General features: G+C 69.7%; 12 protein-coding genes. 7 read left to right on the plus strand and 5 right to left on the minus strand.

Annotated features, from left to right (window positions below):
* Positions 1–39: 39 nt before the first annotated feature.
* On the plus strand, positions 40–3,063 hold the full coding sequence (gene fxsT / locus ACFYNU_RS05080; protein ID WP_356586430.1) for an FxSxx-COOH system tetratricopeptide repeat protein: 3,024 nt from the start codon (positions 40–42) through the stop codon (positions 3,061–3,063).
* Positions 3,064–3,168: 105 nt separating this feature from the next.
* On the opposite strand, the gene ACFYNU_RS05085 is transcribed toward fxsT, so the two are convergent.
* From ACFYNU_RS05085 to ACFYNU_RS05105, 5 genes are all read right to left on the minus strand, one after another.
* Positions 3,169–7,053 (minus strand): multifunctional oxoglutarate decarboxylase/oxoglutarate dehydrogenase thiamine pyrophosphate-binding subunit/dihydrolipoyllysine-residue succinyltransferase subunit, encoded by a 3,885-nt coding sequence (locus ACFYNU_RS05085; RefSeq protein ID WP_356586432.1) that lies wholly within the window; start codon positions 7,051–7,053, stop codon positions 3,169–3,171.
* A 302-nt stretch (positions 7,054–7,355) separates the two neighbouring features.
* Entirely contained in the window at positions 7,356–8,378 is a 1,023-nt protein-coding gene (locus ACFYNU_RS05090; RefSeq protein WP_051433837.1) for an ATP-binding protein, read from the minus strand.
* Positions 8,379–8,620: 242 nt separating this feature from the next.
* A complete protein-coding gene (locus ACFYNU_RS05095) occupies positions 8,621–9,358 on the minus strand; it encodes a response regulator transcription factor (protein WP_023538700.1) in 738 nt (245 codons plus the stop codon).
* A 110-nt stretch (positions 9,359–9,468) separates the two neighbouring features.
* Complete coding sequence (locus ACFYNU_RS05100) at positions 9,469–10,242, minus strand: spermidine synthase (RefSeq protein WP_356586435.1); 774 nt, start codon at positions 10,240–10,242, stop codon at positions 9,469–9,471.
* A 286-nt stretch (positions 10,243–10,528) separates the two neighbouring features.
* On the minus strand, positions 10,529–11,302 hold the full coding sequence (locus tag ACFYNU_RS05105) for an alpha/beta hydrolase (protein ID WP_356586437.1): 774 nt from the start codon (positions 11,300–11,302) through the stop codon (positions 10,529–10,531).
* A 272-nt stretch (positions 11,303–11,574) separates the two neighbouring features.
* On the opposite strand from ACFYNU_RS05105, the gene ACFYNU_RS05110 reads away from it, so the two are divergent.
* The 6 genes from ACFYNU_RS05110 to ACFYNU_RS05135 all read left to right on the plus strand — a co-directional run bounded on the left by ACFYNU_RS05110 (position 11,575) and on the right by ACFYNU_RS05135 (position 16,638).
* Positions 11,575–11,901, plus strand: a complete 327-nt coding sequence (locus ACFYNU_RS05110) for a hypothetical protein (RefSeq protein ID WP_388765161.1) — start codon at positions 11,575–11,577, stop codon at positions 11,899–11,901.
* A 202-nt stretch (positions 11,902–12,103) separates the two neighbouring features.
* Positions 12,104–13,075, plus strand: coding sequence for an aldo/keto reductase (locus ACFYNU_RS05115; RefSeq protein WP_356586441.1), 972 nt, complete (start codon positions 12,104–12,106; stop codon positions 13,073–13,075).
* A gap of 114 nt (positions 13,076–13,189) precedes the next feature.
* Positions 13,190–14,314: a Gfo/Idh/MocA family oxidoreductase gene (locus ACFYNU_RS05120; protein ID WP_356586443.1), complete on the plus strand. Its 1,125-nt coding sequence runs from the start codon at positions 13,190–13,192 to the stop codon at positions 14,312–14,314.
* A 159-nt stretch (positions 14,315–14,473) separates the two neighbouring features.
* Positions 14,474–15,244: an SDR family oxidoreductase gene (locus tag ACFYNU_RS05125; RefSeq protein ID WP_356586445.1), complete on the plus strand. Its 771-nt coding sequence runs from the start codon at positions 14,474–14,476 to the stop codon at positions 15,242–15,244.
* Between the two features lie 258 nt (positions 15,245–15,502).
* The gene (locus ACFYNU_RS05130; RefSeq protein ID WP_356586447.1) at positions 15,503–16,192 is read left to right on the plus strand and encodes a type 1 glutamine amidotransferase domain-containing protein; all 690 of its coding nucleotides are present in this window, start codon (positions 15,503–15,505) and stop codon (positions 16,190–16,192) included.
* A gap of 65 nt (positions 16,193–16,257) precedes the next feature.
* Entirely contained in the window at positions 16,258–16,638 is a 381-nt protein-coding gene (locus tag ACFYNU_RS05135) for a nuclear transport factor 2 family protein (RefSeq protein ID WP_356586449.1), read from the plus strand.
* The last annotated feature ends 94 nt before the right edge of the window (positions 16,639–16,732 follow it).

The raw sequence follows: 16,732 nt of genomic DNA on the forward strand, positions 1-16,732 counted from the left end.
CAGGGAATGGCGCAGCTCGATGATTGAGGAGACGCGCGCATGGTCGCTCAGCGGCACCAGACGGGGGACGGCGGCCCGGATCAGGAGTCCCAGCATTTCGTCATCGCCTTCCCGGGCCATCACCGTCCGTGGGCCACCTGGATCGCCCGCCGGCTCGAAGCCCACGGCCATCGCGTCACGTCGCACCGCTGGGACCCGGACCGCGACCAGGCGCTGGAGGACGCGCTCGGTGACCTGCTGCTGGCCAGAGGCCGGGTCCTGCTGGTGCTCAGCGAGTGGTTCTTCCAGCTGGGACCGCGCCCCGAGGGCGAGTGGAACGACGTGCTGCGCGGCTTCGTCGCGGCCAACGCCGACCGGTTCGCCGCCGTCAACCTGACCAACCGCTCGCTGCTCCCCGCCACCGCCGTCCTCGAACCGGTCGACCTGTGGGGCATCGGCGAGCAGGAGGCCGAGCGGCGCCTGCTCGTACGTCTCTCCCTCGAACCGACCGCGCCGCGCGCCGACGCCCTGCCCGCGCCCTCCCGCTACCCCAGCGACCCGCCCGCCGTCTGGGGAGAAGTGCCGCGCCGCAACGCACGGTTCACCGGCCGGGAGGATCTGCTCAACCGCGTCCAGGAATCCCTCACGGACGTCGAGCCCGGCGCCTCCGTATGCGCCCTGGTCGGTATGTCGGGCATCGGCAAGACCCAGCTCGCCGCCGAGTACGCCCACCGCTTCAGCCCCGACTACGACGTCGTGTGGTGGGTCAACTCCGACCAGCGCGGCACCCAGCGCGACCGGTACGGCGAGCTGGCACCGGCGCTCGGACTGCGCAGCGGCTCCGAGCCCGGCGAGCGGATCCGCGCGGTGCGCGACGCGCTGCGCCGCGGCGACCCGCACAGCCGCTGGCTGGTGATCTTCGACGGCTGGGAGGACGTGGAGGAGGCCGCCGCCATCCTGCCGCGCGGCGGCACCGGCCATGTGCTGATCACCTCCCGCAACCACGGCTGGCGCACCGTCGGCGAGGTCGTGGAGGTGCCCGTCTTCAGCCGCGCCGAGTCGACCGGCTATCTGATGCGCAGGGCCCCGCACATCACGGCGGCGGAGGCCGACGCGGTCGCCGTGGAGTACCAGGACCTGCCGCTCCAGATGGCCCACGCGGCGGCCCTGCTGGGCGAGTTGCGGATGCCCGTACCGGACTATCTCGACAAGGTCCACAGCGGCGAGATCAACCCCCTGGACGAGGTGTCCGAGCTGGGCGACTACCCCAGCTCCTCGCTCACCTCGTGGTCCATGCTCTTCAACCGGGTCCGTGAGTCCGAGCCGCGCGCGCTCGAACTTCTGAAGCTGTGCGCCTGTTTCGCGCCCGGCCGGATCCCCATCGGCCTGGTGCGCGGCGTGGCCCCCGACGACCTCCCGGAGCAGCTGCGCTGGATCGCCGACAACACCCCCGACTGGCCGCGCGCGCTGGACACTCTCGCCAACTACTCGGTCATCACCAAGGATTCACGCAGCCCCTCCGTCTCGGAGGGCCGCGACGCGGGACCCCGCCAGGAGTCCGTCCATATGCACCGCGTCGTGCACGGCATCGTCAGCCGGCTCACCGCGGGCGACGACCGCGAGATCCACCGCGGCGTGGTGCGTCAGGTGCTCGTCGGCAGTGACCCCGGCGACCCCTCCGACAGCAGGAACTGGCCGCGCTACGCGGAGATCCTGCCCCAGCTCGACTTCTCGGGCGCGCTGGAGAGCACCCATCCGCGCACCCTCCAACTCGTCCTGGGCTGCCTGCGGTACTGCTACATGAGCGGCGAGTACACCGTCGGCATGGACCTGTCCCGGCGGGTCCGGGACAAGTGGGTCGACCTGTTCGCCCCCGACTCCGAGCACATGCTGGAGCTGGCCGCGCGGACCACGGTGATCCTGCGCGCCAGCGGCCGGTTCCACGAGGCGTACGACCGGGACAGCTCCGTCCTCGACCTGCTGCTCGCCCAGCCGGAGCCCGACCCGATCAGGCTGATGGCCGCCAACAGCGGTCTCAGCTCCGACCTGCGCTTCCTCGGCCGCTACCCGGAGGCGTACCGGCTCCAGCGCGATGTGGTCGACGTCAGCCGGGAGTTGCTGGGCGCCGACGAGTGGACCACCCTGCGGGCCCAGCACCAGATGGGCGTGGCCCTGCGGCTCCTCGGCCAGTTCGACAAGGCGTACGAGATCGACCTCGACACCTTGCGCAAACGGGAGTCCGTGCTGCGCGCCCGGCACCCCGACACGCTGCACTCCGTCAACGCCTGCGCGCGCGACCTGCGGCTCCTCGGGCGCTACCACGACGCCCTCGCCCGCCAGGAGCTGGGCGTACGGACCCAGATCCAGGTCCTCGGCGAGCTGCACCCGCAGACGCTGTGGGCGCAGCACAACCTCGTCCTGTGCAGGCGCAGGGCGGGCACGAAGGGTGAGGACATCGGCCCGCTGATGGCCGACCTGCTCGCCCGCCACGAGCGGGTGTACGGCAAGGGCCACCACAACAACCTGATGCTCGTCACCGACTACGGCAACTACCTGCGCGTCCACGGTGATCTGGGCCAGGCCCGGGATCTGCTGGCCGAGGCCGAGGACACCTACCGCTCCCTGGTCGGCCAGGCCCACCCCGTACCGACCGGCATGCAGTCCAACGTCGGCCTCCTCATGCAGGCGGAGGGCAACAGGGACGGCGCGCTCGTCCTCTTCGAGCAGGCGCTGACCGGCCTGCGCACCCTCCTGGGCGACGACCACCCGTGGACGCTGGGCTGTGCGCTCAACGCGGCGGGCGGGCGCAATCTCACCGGCCGGCTGGAGGAGGCCGCCGAGCTGAGCCGGGAGACGCTGCGGCGCTCCCGGGCCGCGCTGGGCGACGACCATCCGATGACGCTCTCCAGCCAGACGGCGCTCGCGGCCGATCTGCGGGCGCTCCAGCAGCGCGAGGAGGCCGACAAGGTCGAGGAGGACGCGCTCCAGAAGCTGACACGCACCATGGGCGCGCAGCACCAGCACACGCTGTCGGCGCGCCAACGGGTGCGGCCCTACTGGGACTTCGAGCCGTATCTGGGCTGAGTTCCGGGCCGGGTTTTGGGCCGGGTCCACCGCGTACGCGGAAGGGCCCGGCACCGCTTTCGCGCGGTGCCGGGCCCTTCTACGTACTACGTGTCACGGCCTCCGTCAGGCGTCGAAGACCTCGGCGCACAGCTGCGCCTGCTCCGCCTGGTGCCGCTTGGCGGAACCGACCGCCGGCGACGAGGACGCGGTGCGCGAGATACGGCGCAGCCGCTCCTCGTGCGGGATGTCCGCGCCGACCGCCAGGTCCAGGTGGTCGATCAGGTTGAGCGCGATGAACGGCCACGCACCCTGGTTCGCCGGCTCCTCCTGCGCCCACAGGTACTTCTCGGCGTTCGGGTACTTCGCGATCTCCGCCTGCAACTCCGCGCCCGGCAGCGGGTACAGCCGCTCCAGCCGGATGATCACCGTGTCCGTCAGTTCGCGCTTCTGCCGCTCGGCGTCCAGGTCGTAGTAGACCTTGCCCGCGCAGAAGACGACCTTGCGGACGGCTCCCGGATCGATCGTGCCCGCCTCGGTCATCGAGTCGCCGATCACCGGGCGGAAACCGCCGGTGGTGAACTCCTCGATCTTCGACGTCGCCGCCTTCAGCCGCAGCAGCAGCTTCGGGGTGAAGACGACGAGCGGCTTGTGGTGCGGGTTGTGGACCTGCCAGCGCAGCAGATGGAAGTAGTTCGACGGCAGGGTCGGCATGGCGACCGTCATGTTGTTCTGCGCGCACATCTGGAGGAAGCGCTCCGGGCGGGCGGACGAGTGGTCCGGGCCCTGGCCCTCGTAGCCGTGCGGCAGCAGCAGCGTGACGCCCGAGGTCTGGCCCCACTTCTGCTCCGCCGACGAGATGAACTCGTCGACGACGGTCTGCGCCCCGTTGACGAAGTCGCCGAACTGGGCCTCCCACATGACCAGCGACTCAGGACGGGCCAGCGAGTAGCCGTACTCGAAGCCCATCGCCGCGTACTCGCTCAGCAGCGAGTCGTAGACGTTGTAGCGGGCCTGGTCCTCGCCCAGGTACAGCAGCGGGGTGTAGTCCTCGCCGGTCTCCTGGTCCACCAGCACCGCGTGGCGCTGGCCGAACGTGCCACGGCGGGTGTCCTGGCCCGACAGCCGGACCGGGGTGCCCTCCATCAGCAGCGAGCCGATGGCGAGCGTCTCGCCGGTGCCCCAGTCGATCGTGCCGTCCTCGACCGACGCCGCGCGCCGCTGCATCTGCGGCATCAGCCGCGGGTGCACCGTGATGTGGTCGGGGATGTTGACCTGGGACTCGGCGATCCGCTTGACGACCTCCTGCGAGATCGCCGTCGTGACCGCGACGGGGAACTCCGCCTGGGCGTCCGGGACATGGGTCGGAGCCGGGTGCGACGTGGCCTCGCGGACCTCGGCGAACACCTTCTCCAACTGCCCCTGGAAGTCCTGGAGCGCCTGCTCGGCCTCTTCCAGCGTGATGTCGCCGCGACCGATCAGCGACTCGGTGTAGAGCTTGCGCACCGAGCGCTTCTTGTCGATCAGGGTGACCATCTGCGGGTTGGTGAACTGCGGGTTGTCGCCCTCGTTGTGACCGCGGCGGCGGTAGCAGATGAGGTCGATCACGACGTCCTTGTTGAACGTCTGGCGGAACTCGAACGCGAGCCGCGCCACCCGGACACACGCCTCCGGGTCGTCACCGTTGACGTGGATGATCGGCGCCTCGATCATGCGCGCGACGTCGGTGGCGTACATCGAGGAGCGCGAGGCCTCCGGGGCGGCGGTGAAGCCGACCTGGTTGTTGATCACCACGTGCACCGTGCCGCCGGTGCGGTAGCCGCGCAGCTGCGACATGTTGAGCGTCTCGGCGACGACACCCTGGCCCGCGAAGGCCGCGTCGCCGTGCAGCGCGACGGGCAGCACGGTGAAGTCCGTGCCCGCCTTGTTGATGATGTCCTGCTTGGCGCGCGCGATGCCTTCGAGGACCGGGTCGACCGCCTCCAGGTGCGAGGGGTTCGCCGCCAGCGAGACCTTGATCTGCTCGCCGTCGAGACCGGTGAACGTGCCCTCGGCGCCCAGGTGGTACTTCACGTCGCCGGAGCCGTGCATCGACTTCGGGTCGAGGTTGCCCTCGAACTCGCGGAAGATCTGCGCGTACGACTTGCCGACGATGTTCGCCAGGACGTTGAGCCGGCCGCGGTGGGCCATGCCGATGACGACCTCGTCGAGCCGCGACTCGGCCGCCGAGTCGATGACCGCGTCGAGCAGCGGGATGACGGACTCGCCGCCCTCCAGCGAGAACCGCTTCTGGCCCACGTACTTGGTCTGGAGGAACGTCTCGAACGCCTCGGCGGCGTTGAGCCTGCGCAGGATCCGCAGCTGCTCCTCGCGCTCCGGCTTGGAGTTGGAGCGCTCGATGCGGTCCTGGAGCCACTTGCGCTGCTTCGGGTCCTGGATGTGCATGAACTCCACACCCGTGGTGCGGCAGTACGAGTTGCGCAGCACACCCAGGATGTCGCGCAGCTTCATCATCGACTGACCGGCGAAGCCGCCGACCGCGAACTCCCGCTCCAGGTCCCACAGGGTGAGGCCGTGCTCGGTGATGTCCAGGTCGGGGTGCTTGCGCTGGCGGTACTCCAACGGGTCGGTGTCGGCCATGACATGGCCGCGCACCCGGTAGGAGTGGATCAGCTCGAAGACGCGCGCGGGCTTGGTGACGTCCTCGTCGTGCGAGGCGTCGATGTCCTTGAGCCAGCGGACCGGCTCGTACGGGATCCGCAGCGCCTGGAAGATCTCGTCGTAGAACTCGTTCTCGCCGAGCAGCAGTTGACTGACGATCCGCAGGAACTCGCCGGACGCGGCGCCCTGGATGACCCGGTGGTCGTACGTGGAGGTCAGCGTCATGACCTTGGAGATGCCCAGCTTGTTCAGGGTGTCCTGCGACGTGCCCTGGAACTCCGCCGGGTAGTCCATCGATCCGACGCCCATGATGACCGACTGACCGGGCATCAGACGCGGCACGGAGTGCACCGTGCCGAGGCCGCCCGGGTTGGTCAGCGAGACGGTGACGCCCGTGAAGTCGTCCATCGTCAGCTTGTTGCCGCGGGCGCGGCGGACGATGTCCTCGTACGCCTGCCAGAACTCGAAGAAGTTGAGCGTCTCGGCCTTCTTGATGCCGGCGACGACGAGCTGGCGGTCGCCGTTCGGCTTCACCAGGTCGATGGCCAGACCGAAGTTGATGTGCTCCGGCTTGACCAGGGTCGGCTTGCCGTCCTTCTCCGTGAAGGAGTGGTTCATCATCGGCATGGCCTTGATGGCCTGCACCATCGCGTACCCGATGAGGTGCGTGAAGGAGATCTTGCCGCCGCGCGCCCGCTTCAGGTGGTTGTTGATGACGATGCGGTTGTCGAAGAGCAGCTTCACCGGGACGGCGCGCACGGACGTGGCCGTGGGCAGCTCCAGCGAGGCGTTCATGTTCTTCGCGACGGCGGCCGACGGGCCGCGCAGCGTCACGTACTCGGGGCCAGTGGGCTCCTCGGCCGGCGCCTGCGGCTCGGCCGCGGGCTTGGCGGCCGGCTTGGCGGCGGGCGCCGCCTTGGCCGGCGCGGGAGCCGCGGCGGCGGGCTTCGCCGGAGCGGCGGGGGCGGCGGCGGGCGCCTGGGACTCGGCCTTGGGGGCCTGGGCCTGCGCGGGAGCCGCCGCCACGGGACGCGCCGGGGCGGCGGGAGCCGTGGTGGTGGTCGTGGCGGCGCCGGTCGTGGCGGTCGGTGCGGCGCTCACAGCAGCCCCCGCGGCTGCGGTGGATGTCGCGGCCGGCTCCGGGGTCTTGTCCGCCGCACCGGTGTTGCCCGGCTTGTAGTCGGCGAAGAAGTCCCACCAGGCACGGTCGACCGAGTTCGGGTCCTGGAGGTACTGCTGGTAGATCTCGTCGACGAGCCATTCGTTCGGCCCGAAGGCGGCGGCAGGATTGCTTTCCTGCCCCGTTCGGTCGGTCGAGACGCTTGAGTTACTGGGGGACTGAGACGACACGGCGGCAACCGCCCTCTTCCGCTTCACAAGGTGATGGACAGCGGGAATCAAGGCTACGCCTACCGGACCGAGAGGAGCAGACCGGGCGGGGGCAACGTCATGCAAGTCACACCGGAAGGCGGGTTTCGGCGTAGGAATTGGCGGGAAACAAGCCAGGTTTCCTTGAAGCTGTCCTCGGAACTACGGACGCACCATGGGACCGACACCGCCTATTCCGCCCCTGAACAGGGGCCGCGTCGGCAACGCCTGACCGAAAAGCCCATGGAACGGGCTCTTCCGGTGCCTCCGGTCCGAACCCTACGTCAACCCCGCGCCCGGGGGATTCCCGGAAGTGTCACCTGGATGAGACACCCGCGTACGGATTCGGCCACCCCGATACGCCCGCCGTGCAGATCGACCGCCCAACTCGCGATCGCCAGCCCCAGTCCCGTACCGCCGTCACTGCCCGGACCGTGCGGCGACGGCGCGCTGCCCCGGTTGAAACGCTCGAAGACCCGGTGCCGCTCCGGCTCCGGAATCCCCGGCCCCTCGTCCTGGATCTCCAGATCCAGCGACTCCGGACCGTGCCCGCGCCGCGCCCGCACCGTCACCCGGCCGTGCGGCGGGCTGTGCTTGACCGCGTTGTCGATGAGATTCGCCACCACCTGGTGCAGCCGCTCCGCGTCCGCGTGCGCCGTCAGCTCCGGCGGCGACACATCCAGATGCAGATGCACGTCCGTACGGGTGTGATTGCCCGACCCCGAACTCAGCGCGCGCTGCGAGGCCGCGAGATTGGCCTCCTTCAGCACCCCGGACAGATACGGCCACACCTCGAAGCGCCGCGCCTTGAGCGGCAGTACGCCGTTGTCGAGCCGGGAGAGATCCAGCAGCGTCTCGACGAGCCTGCCCAGGCGCTCCGTCTGCTTCAGCGCGGTGCGCATCGTCTCCGGGTCGGCGGCGGACACCCCGTCCACCACGTTCTCCAGCACGGCGCGCAGCGCCGCGATCGGCGTACGCAGCTCGTGCGACACATTGGCGACCAGCTCCTTGCGGTGCCGGTCCACGGCCTCCAGGTCGTCCGCCATGCGATTGATGGTGGAGGCCAGGTCGCCCAGCTCGTCCCGGCGGTCCGCGCCGCTGACGCGCCGCGTGTAGTCACCGTGCGAGATGCCCTTCGCGACGGTGTTCATCTCGTCCAGCGGGGCCGTCAGACCGTGCGCCACGAACTGCGTGATCAACAGCGTCGCGATCATCGAGAACACCGTGATGAAGCGCAACTCCGTCTCGGTGCGCAGCGCCACCATCAGCAGGCCCGTGGTGATGAGCACGGAGACCACGACGAGCATGCCGAGCTTCGTCTTGATCGAGAACGGCCGCAGACCGCCGCCGTCGGGCCCGCCGAGCGACCCGTGACCGGCCCTGATGCGGGCCGGGCCCTTGCGCGCGGGACCCTGCGGGTCGTGCCGGGGGCCGCTCCTGGCGCCGCCCCTGACCGGCCGGGAGGCACGCGCGGAGCGCGGCGTACAGCCGGCCCGGCCCGTACGCCCCGAGCCCTCGTCCCGCTCGCCTCTGCCGCCCGGCGACCGGCTCATGGCGCCGGTGTCTCCAGGGCGTACCCCACCCCGTGCACCGTACGGATCCGCTCCGCGCCGATCTTCCGGCGCAGCGCCTTGATGTGGCTGTCGACCGTACGGGTGCCCGAGGCGTCCGCCCAGTCCCACACCTCCGCCAGCAGCTGCTCCCGCGAGAGCACCGCGCGCGGTGTGTTCGCCAGACAGACCAGCAGGTCGAACTCGGTGGGCGTCAGATGGACGTCCTCGCCGCGCACCCGCACCCGGCGCTGCGCGTGGTCGATCTCCAGCTCACCGAGCCGCAGGATGCCGCTGCGCGGCGTCACGGCGGCCAGCGCCGCGCGTTCCACCCTTCGCAGCAGCACATGCACCCGGGCCGCCAGCTCCCGCATCGAGAACGGCTTGGTCATGTAGTCGTCGGCCCCGACACCGAGCCCCACGAGCATGTCGGTCTCGTCGTCGCGCGCCGTCAGCATCAGCACCGGCACCGGACGCTGCGCCTGGACGCGGCGGCAGACCTCCAGACCGTCGAAGCCGGGCAGCATCACGTCGAGCACCATCAGATCCGGCTGCCACGCCTCGGCGGCGTCCACCGCGGCCGGGCCGTCGACGGCCGTCTGGACGACGAAGCCCTCGGCACGCAGCCGGGCCGCGATGGCGTCCACGATCGTCGCGTCGTCCTCGACCACGAGCACACGGCGCTGCGCGCCGGGAGTGGCCGCGACCCCGTTCTGGCTGGTGTGTGTCTGCTCCATCGCCCCGCCCCTGGTACGTTCCGCGATCCGTGTTCCTCGATCCACCGTCTGCGCGCAGTTGGTGGATCCCGTGTGTGAGGAGCAGCGTAGAGGCACCGGAGGGCTCCCGGCTACGCAGGGCGAACGGCGAGGTGGACCGCGTCAGGGACGCCCCGGGCAACTTGGATCTCTTCCGTCCTAACCCCGGTGAAACCGGCATTCCGCAGTGCTTCCTCGAAGGCCGGGGAGGGCTGCGCGGACCAGACGGCGAGCACTCCGCCGGGGTTGAGCCGGGCCCGGCAGGCGGCCAGTCCGCCAGGTGTGTAAAGGCTCGCGTTCTCGTCCGTGACGGTCCAGTCCGGCCCGTTGTCGATGTCGAGGCAGAGGGCGTCGTAGGTGTCGAAGGGCTCGTCGCCGGGCTCGCCGGGGGCCTCCGTCGTGTCGGAGTCCTCGACCTCCGTACGGATGTAGGCGACAAGATCGGTGTGGAGGATCACAGTGCGGGGGTCGCCGAGCGCGGCGCCGGAGATCCGGGCGAGCGGTCCCTGGTGGTGCCAGTCGATGACGGCCTGCTCGCGCTCGACCACCACGATCCGGCCCCAGCGCTCGTCGGCGGCGGCGTGTGCGAGGGAGAAGCCGACGCCGAGCCCGCCGATGAGCACGGAGGGCCGGCCGTCGCGGCGGTCGGGGGCGAGGGCGGCCTGCGCGGCGTCGATCAGCAGGCGCTCGGACCGGCCGTCGGAGGTGTCCATCAGGAACGTGCCGTTGGCGATGATCTCGTGGATGTCACCGCCGCCGGGATCGCTGCTCGGCCGCCTCCTCAGGACGACCTCGCCGTACGGGCCGTCACGCCGGTCGAGGGTGACGGGGCGGTCGTCGGCCGCTTCGGAGGTGGGGTCGGGCACGGGGGTGTCTCCTCGGTTCAGCGGCGGACATGTCCGCTGACATGCCCGCCGACATCCTCGCGGGGGGAGCGGGGCGACGACAAACGGGGGCGGTGAGGGGAGTGGTCGCGCGGGTGCGGGTGCGTCGTGCGGGTGCGCGTGTGGGTGTGCCGTGCGGGTACGGGCGCCCGGTCCGGGCGGAGCGACTGCGAGGCGTGGGAGGAGTCCGGCGCGCGCCCGGTTCCGCCTCGGTCTCCCCGAAGACGCGTGGGCCGGACCGGGCGCGGTACGTCACCTCCACGGGGTGTCACGCCGGGAGGCCCTCCCAGAACTCCGCGAGGACCTTCGCGCCCCGCGCGGGATCCTCCAGCATCCACCAGTGCCCGAGCCCCGTGAGCGTCGCCGACCGGGCGCCGGCCCGCTCGGCGGCCCGGTGCCGCTGCGCCGGACTGCCGACCGCGTGGTCCTCGGTGGCGATCAGTACCAGGCCCGGGCGGGCGGCGGCCGAGGCCAGGTCACGGCCTCTGTCCGCCAGCGCGGGCTGCCGGGCGGAACGGTAGAGGGAGAGGATGGCCTCACCCATCTCCGCGCCCTGACCGGCCGCGATCTTCCCGGCAGTCGGCGCCGGGATGCCCCACTGGGCCATGGTCGCCGCACGGTCGGGAAGCTCCGCCCCGAAGACTTCTGCGACGGTGCGCTCACCCTCGCCCGGCGTCAGCCAGATCTGCGCATGGGGGTGCCACACGTAGTCGGGCTCGAAGAGGCCGGCCACGTCCGAGACCCAGCTGTGCAGAAGATCCGGACGGCTGATCGCCACATTGACGGCGTGCACGCCGCCGAAGTCGTGACCGACAAGGTCCACAGGTGCGCCGAACGCGGAAAGCTCCCCCACCAGCCAGTCCCGGTAGCCCTCAACGGTGGCGCTGAAACCGTCGGGCCGGGGCGCTCCGAAAGCGGGCGGCGACAGCGGCACCACATCACGGTGCCCGAGCTTCTCAAGCTCCTCCAGCAGCGGCTCCCAGACGGCGGAGGTCTCGGGAACTCCGTGAACGAGAACCTTGGTACGTGTCTCCTTGCCCATCTTCGCTCCTGATGCTCGATGTGTTCGCTCCGGGGGCGTCCCGACGGCGCGCTGAAGCGGTCCGTGCGCCGCGCCCGGAGCAGCTGGTTGGAGTCGGGGTGTTGCTGTGGTGAGAGGGGATGAGCGGGAGGGCATCGGTCAGCCGAGACGGGAGATGGCCGAATCCCTCACTGTCTCGATGCCGTTCCGATCCGTTCGCTGTCGATCCTGCGGGAGATCGGGGAGACTATCCATGACGCACAGTCCGTCGTTCTTTACGTATCGTCCAGTAGGTGTCGTCGGTGCTCGGTGCTCGGTTTCGGAGATCCGGTGGCCGACTCGACGGCCCCGGCGGCGCACTGGTGCAGAACCACCTCGCACAGATCCTGCTCGTCCACATGCTCCGCGCCCACGCCGGCCAGACCGACCGGCCCACCGGCTGGCTGGGCGCCCTCAACGAGGACGGCATCGGCGCCGCCCTGCGCGCCGTGCATGAAAGCGCCTTCAGCACCGCCTTCCGCCGCGTCGTCGGCACATCACCCGCACAATTCCGCAACCAAGCACGACAGCCACCACGCCCGGCCGCGAACGGCAACCGGCGTGCCCGCCAACGCAGTTGAGCGTGGAACTGCCGACGCCGCAACGAGGCTGAGCGGGCGGTGCTTCCGCGGCAGGCGCGTCCGGCGCCGCCTTGTCTACCGCTGCGCTGTCTGTCGTGCGGCAACACCAACAGGAGTTGTTGACGCTTCAAGTCGACTGGTGTAATTATTGACGCATCAAGTTCGAACGGAACGCCACATCGATCCAGGAAAGGACTACGGGATGCAGGTCACATCATTGGGCGGGCTCGAGGTCTCGCGTATCGGGCTCGGTGCGATGGGCATGTCGGCGTTCTACACGGGCGCCGGACGTGAGGAAGCCCAGTCGATCCGCACCATCCACCGCGCGCTGGACCTCGGTGTCACGCATCTGGACACCGCTGAGGTGTACGGGCCCTACGTGAACGAGGAACTGGTGGGCCGCGCGATCAGGGGCCGCCGGGACCAGGTCGTGCTCGCCACCAAGTTCGGTCTCGTCTCCCACACCGGCCGACCCGGTCTCGACGGCACCCCCGCCAACATCCGAGCGGCCGTCGACGGCTCGCTCCGGCGGCTGGGAATCGACCACATCGACCTCTACTACCAGCACCGGACCGACCCCGGCACCCCCGTCGAGGAGACCGTGGGAGCACTGAGCGCCCTGGTGACGGCGGGCAAGGTGCGCCACATCGGACTGTCCGAGGCGTCCGCGGCGACGATCCGCCGCGCCCATGCCGTCCATCCGGTGTCCGCCGTCCAGACCGAGTACTCGCTGTGGACACGCGACCCCGAACCGGACGTGCTGCCCACGCTGCGAGAGCTCGGGATCGGACTGGTCCCCTACTCGCCGCTCGGGCACGGCTTCCTCACCGGCGACATCCGCTCCCTCGACGGCCTGGACACCAACGACTGGCGGCGCACCAATCCCCGTTTCACCGGGGACAACTTCGTACGCAACCTGCGCATCGTCGACCAGGTGGTCGAGATCGCCGCCGACGTCGGAGCGACGCCCGCGCAGGTCGCCCTGGCCTGGCTGCTCGCCCAGGGCGAGGGCATCGCGCCCATTCCGGGAACGAAGCGCATCGACCGGCTGGAGGAGAACACCGCCGCCGACAGCATCCGGCTCACTCCCGACCACCTCGCCCGCCTGCGGGATCTGACGCCCGCGTCCGGCGCCCGCCACGCCGAGCCCGACATGGCCGTGATCGACCTCTAGAAGCGACGCCTGGCACCCGCCCCCCCCATGAAGCAGGGGCGACCCTCGCGGCACGGCCCGCCCGTACCGCGACCGAAGCCAAACGAACGACGAACGACGAACGACGAACCACGAATGACGAACGACGAACGAACGGAACTGGACATCGTGCAGAACAAAGTGATCCGTGTCGGCATCATCGGAGCCGATACGAAAGCGAGCTGGGCAGGCGCATCCCACATCCCCGCACTCGCGGCGCAGCCGCAGTTCTCCCTGGAGGCCGTGGCGACCCGGCACGAAGACAGCGCACGCCGCGCCGCCGAGACCTTCGGCGCCAAGCGGTGGTTCGCCGACCCCTACGCGCTCATAGAAGACCCCTCGATCGACCTCGTCACCGTCGCGGTCAAGGTCCCGGCCCACCGCGAACTGGTCCTCGCCGCCCTGGCGGCGAACAAGGCCGTGTACTCGGAATCCCCCCTGGGCACCACCGTGGCACAGGCGGAAGAGATGGCCGGCGCGGCCGGCTCGCTCCACACCGCGATCGGCCTGCAAGGCCGCCTCAACCCCTCCGTACGCCGCGCCGCGGACATCATCGCGCAGGGCCGCCTCGGCCGGCTGCTCTCGGCACGGGTCACCGCGACGACCTTCGGAAACGGCCCGGAATCGGCCAGCGCCTACGAGTACTTCGACAAGGCAGCGGCAGGCGCCGGCTTCCTGACCATCGCGGCAGGCCACGTCCTGGACGTCATCGAAACGGTCCTCGGCGACATCACCGAAATCGACGCGCGCACCGAACTCCTCTGGCCGGAGGTCAAATTGGCCGACACCGGCGCCACAACCGTCCGCGAGGTCCCGGACCACCTCGACGCCATCCTGAAGACCGCGTCAGGCGCTCCGGTCGGAGTACAGATCCTGGCCGGCGTGCCCGTACCGGACGCCCACTTCAGCATGGAGATTCGCGGAGCCGACGGCTGGCTGAAACTGACCGGCAACCACCCCGCGGGCGTCCAGGTCGGCGACCTCGCACTGTCGTCAAGCGCGGACTTCACCCCACCCGACAGCCCCGTCGCCACCGGCACCGGACCCACCGCCGCCGACATCTGGACAGGCGCGTCCATCAACGTCGGCGAGGTCTACGCCAGCCTCGCCCGCGACATCACCAACGGCACCCACCACACCCCGGGCTTCACCCACGCCGCCCACAACAGCCGCCTCATCGCCCGAGTCGAACAAGCCGCGCGAACCGGCGTCCGGCACTGACGGCACTGACGGCACTGACGGCAAATGTCTCGCTTCACGCCTCGGCCGGCCCGGCCGACCGGTCCTCCCGGACAGGCATGAGCGACGCCGGCGACATCTCGGCCGGATGTCCGCGGTCACCTCGCGGACATCCGGCCCGGCCGCGAGAACCGTGAGGAATTGCAGATCGACTCCGTAGAGGAAAGAAGCATGAAAGAGCTGGAAGGCAAACAAGTTCTGGTGACGGGTGGCTCACGCGGTATCGGCGCCGCGATCGCCCTGGCACTCGCCAGAGACGGCGCCGACGTCGCCATCAGCTACGAACGCGCCGCCGACCGAGCACAGGACGTCGTCGATCAGATCGAACGTGAGGGGCGGCGCGGCATTGCTCTTCAGGCGGACAGCGCCGATCCCGACGCCAACGAACGGTTGGTGGAACACGCGGTCCGCGAGCTGGGCGGCCTCGATGTGCTCGTCAACAACGCCGGAACCATCCGCCATGGCGACCTCGTCGACCTCAGCCCGGACGACATCAGCACCGTTCTGCACGTCAACGTGCGCGGAACCGTGCTGACCACGCGGGCTGCCATCCCTCATCTGAAAGACGGGGGTCGCATCATCACCATCGGCTCGACGCACGGAGACCGTGTGCCGTTCTCCGGAGTGACCCTCTATGCGCTGACCAAGTCCGCCCACCACTCATTCACCCGAGGTCTGGCGCGTGAACTCGGCCCGGCCAACATAACTGTCAATCTGGTGCAGCCCGGCCCTGTAGACACCGCGCTGAACCCCGGCGACGGCGCCGACGCCGACTACATCCGCAGCCTTGTGCCACTCGGGCGATACGGCACGACCGACGAGGTGGCGGCCCTCGTGGCTTTCCTGGCAAGCCCGGCCTCCTCATACATGACCGGTTCAGTCCTCACCATCGACGGAGGGATGAACGCCTGACAGAGGGTGCCCGCTGAACCGTCCGGGGTGGGCCATGATTGTCGTGGCATCAGCAGTGGTTCGCGGATGCGGGCAGCGACGCACAGTCGCCTGGGCAAGGCCGGAGGTTCATTTCTCTGCGGAGTCATTTCGCCGCGTCACGACCAGGAGTCCGACCGCCTTCACCGAACCATTGAAGGACCGCGGGAAATCCACCCGTACGCCCCGTGCAATGGGGCTCAGTCGGCAGCAGACCCATCTCATCAATTGGAGCGCGCCATGAAGGTTCTCATCGTTCTCACCTCGCACGACGAGCTCGGCGACACCGGCCGTAAGACCGGGTTCTGGCTGGAGGAACTGGCGGCGCCGTACTACCGCTTCAAGGAGACCGGCGCGCAGATCACGCTTGCTTCCCCGAAGGGCGGGCAGCCGCCGCTGGACCCCAAGAGCAATGAGCCCGACTTCCAGACCGACGCCACCCGGCGCTTCGAGGCCGACCCGGAGGCGACCGAGGCACTGGCGAACACCGTGCGCCTGGACGCGGTTTCGGCCGGCGACTTCGACGCGGTCTTCTACTCCGGCGGGCACGGACCGCTGTGGGACCTGGCCGAGGACACCGTCTCCGCGCGGCTGATCGAGTCGACCCTGCGCTCGGGCAAGCCGGTGGCACTTGTGTGCCACGCGCCCGGCGTGCTGCGGCACACCGTCAACGAGGACGGCACCGCGCTGGTGGCGGGCCGGAAGGTCACCGGATTCGCCAACTCCGAGGAGGCGGCCGTCCAGCTCACCGATGTCGTCCCCTTCCTTGTCGAGGACGAGCTGACCAGGCTCGGCGGCCTCTACTCCAAGACCGACGACTGGCAGCCCTACGTCCTGAAGGACGGTCTGCTGATCACCGGCCAGAACCCGGCCTCCTCCGCGCCCGCGGCGGACGCCCTGATCAAGCTGATCACCACGGGCGACGTGTAGGCGCCTGCTTCGTCCTGCTCAGCGAACCAGACCCAAGAAGTCAATTCGTGGAACGGTGAAGCACTATGTCCGCCACAGAAGTACTCAAGCGCCTGGAACAGGCCATAACCAGCCACGATCTCGATGGGATGGTCGACTGCTACACCGAGGACTACCGCTCGGACCTGCCCCTCCACCCGCAGCGCAGCTTCGTCGGGCGCGAGAACGTACGGAGAACCTGGACGGGTCTCTTCGAGCACGTACCGGATCTGGTGGCCGAGGTGCTCCGGTCGGTCGAGAACGGCGACGAGTTGTGGAGCGAATGGGAGATCCGGGGAACGACTCGCGACGGGCAGCGGTTCCTCACCCGGGGTGTGGTCATTCTGTGGGTCGACGGGACGCGTATCACCTCGACCAGGTTCTATCTCGACAACGTCGACCCTGAGAACCCCGACACCACAAGCTGAGGGCCCGTAAAGAGCTGGCGCTGTAACCGGCGACAGGGGGAGTGGCCGGTGAGCCCAGTTCTTGCCCCGGTCGATCGGCCTCTCCACCTCCTTA

Source organism: Streptomyces sp. NPDC006643 (assembly GCF_042870175.1).
GTDB lineage: Bacteria > Actinomycetota > Actinomycetes > Streptomycetales > Streptomycetaceae > Streptomyces.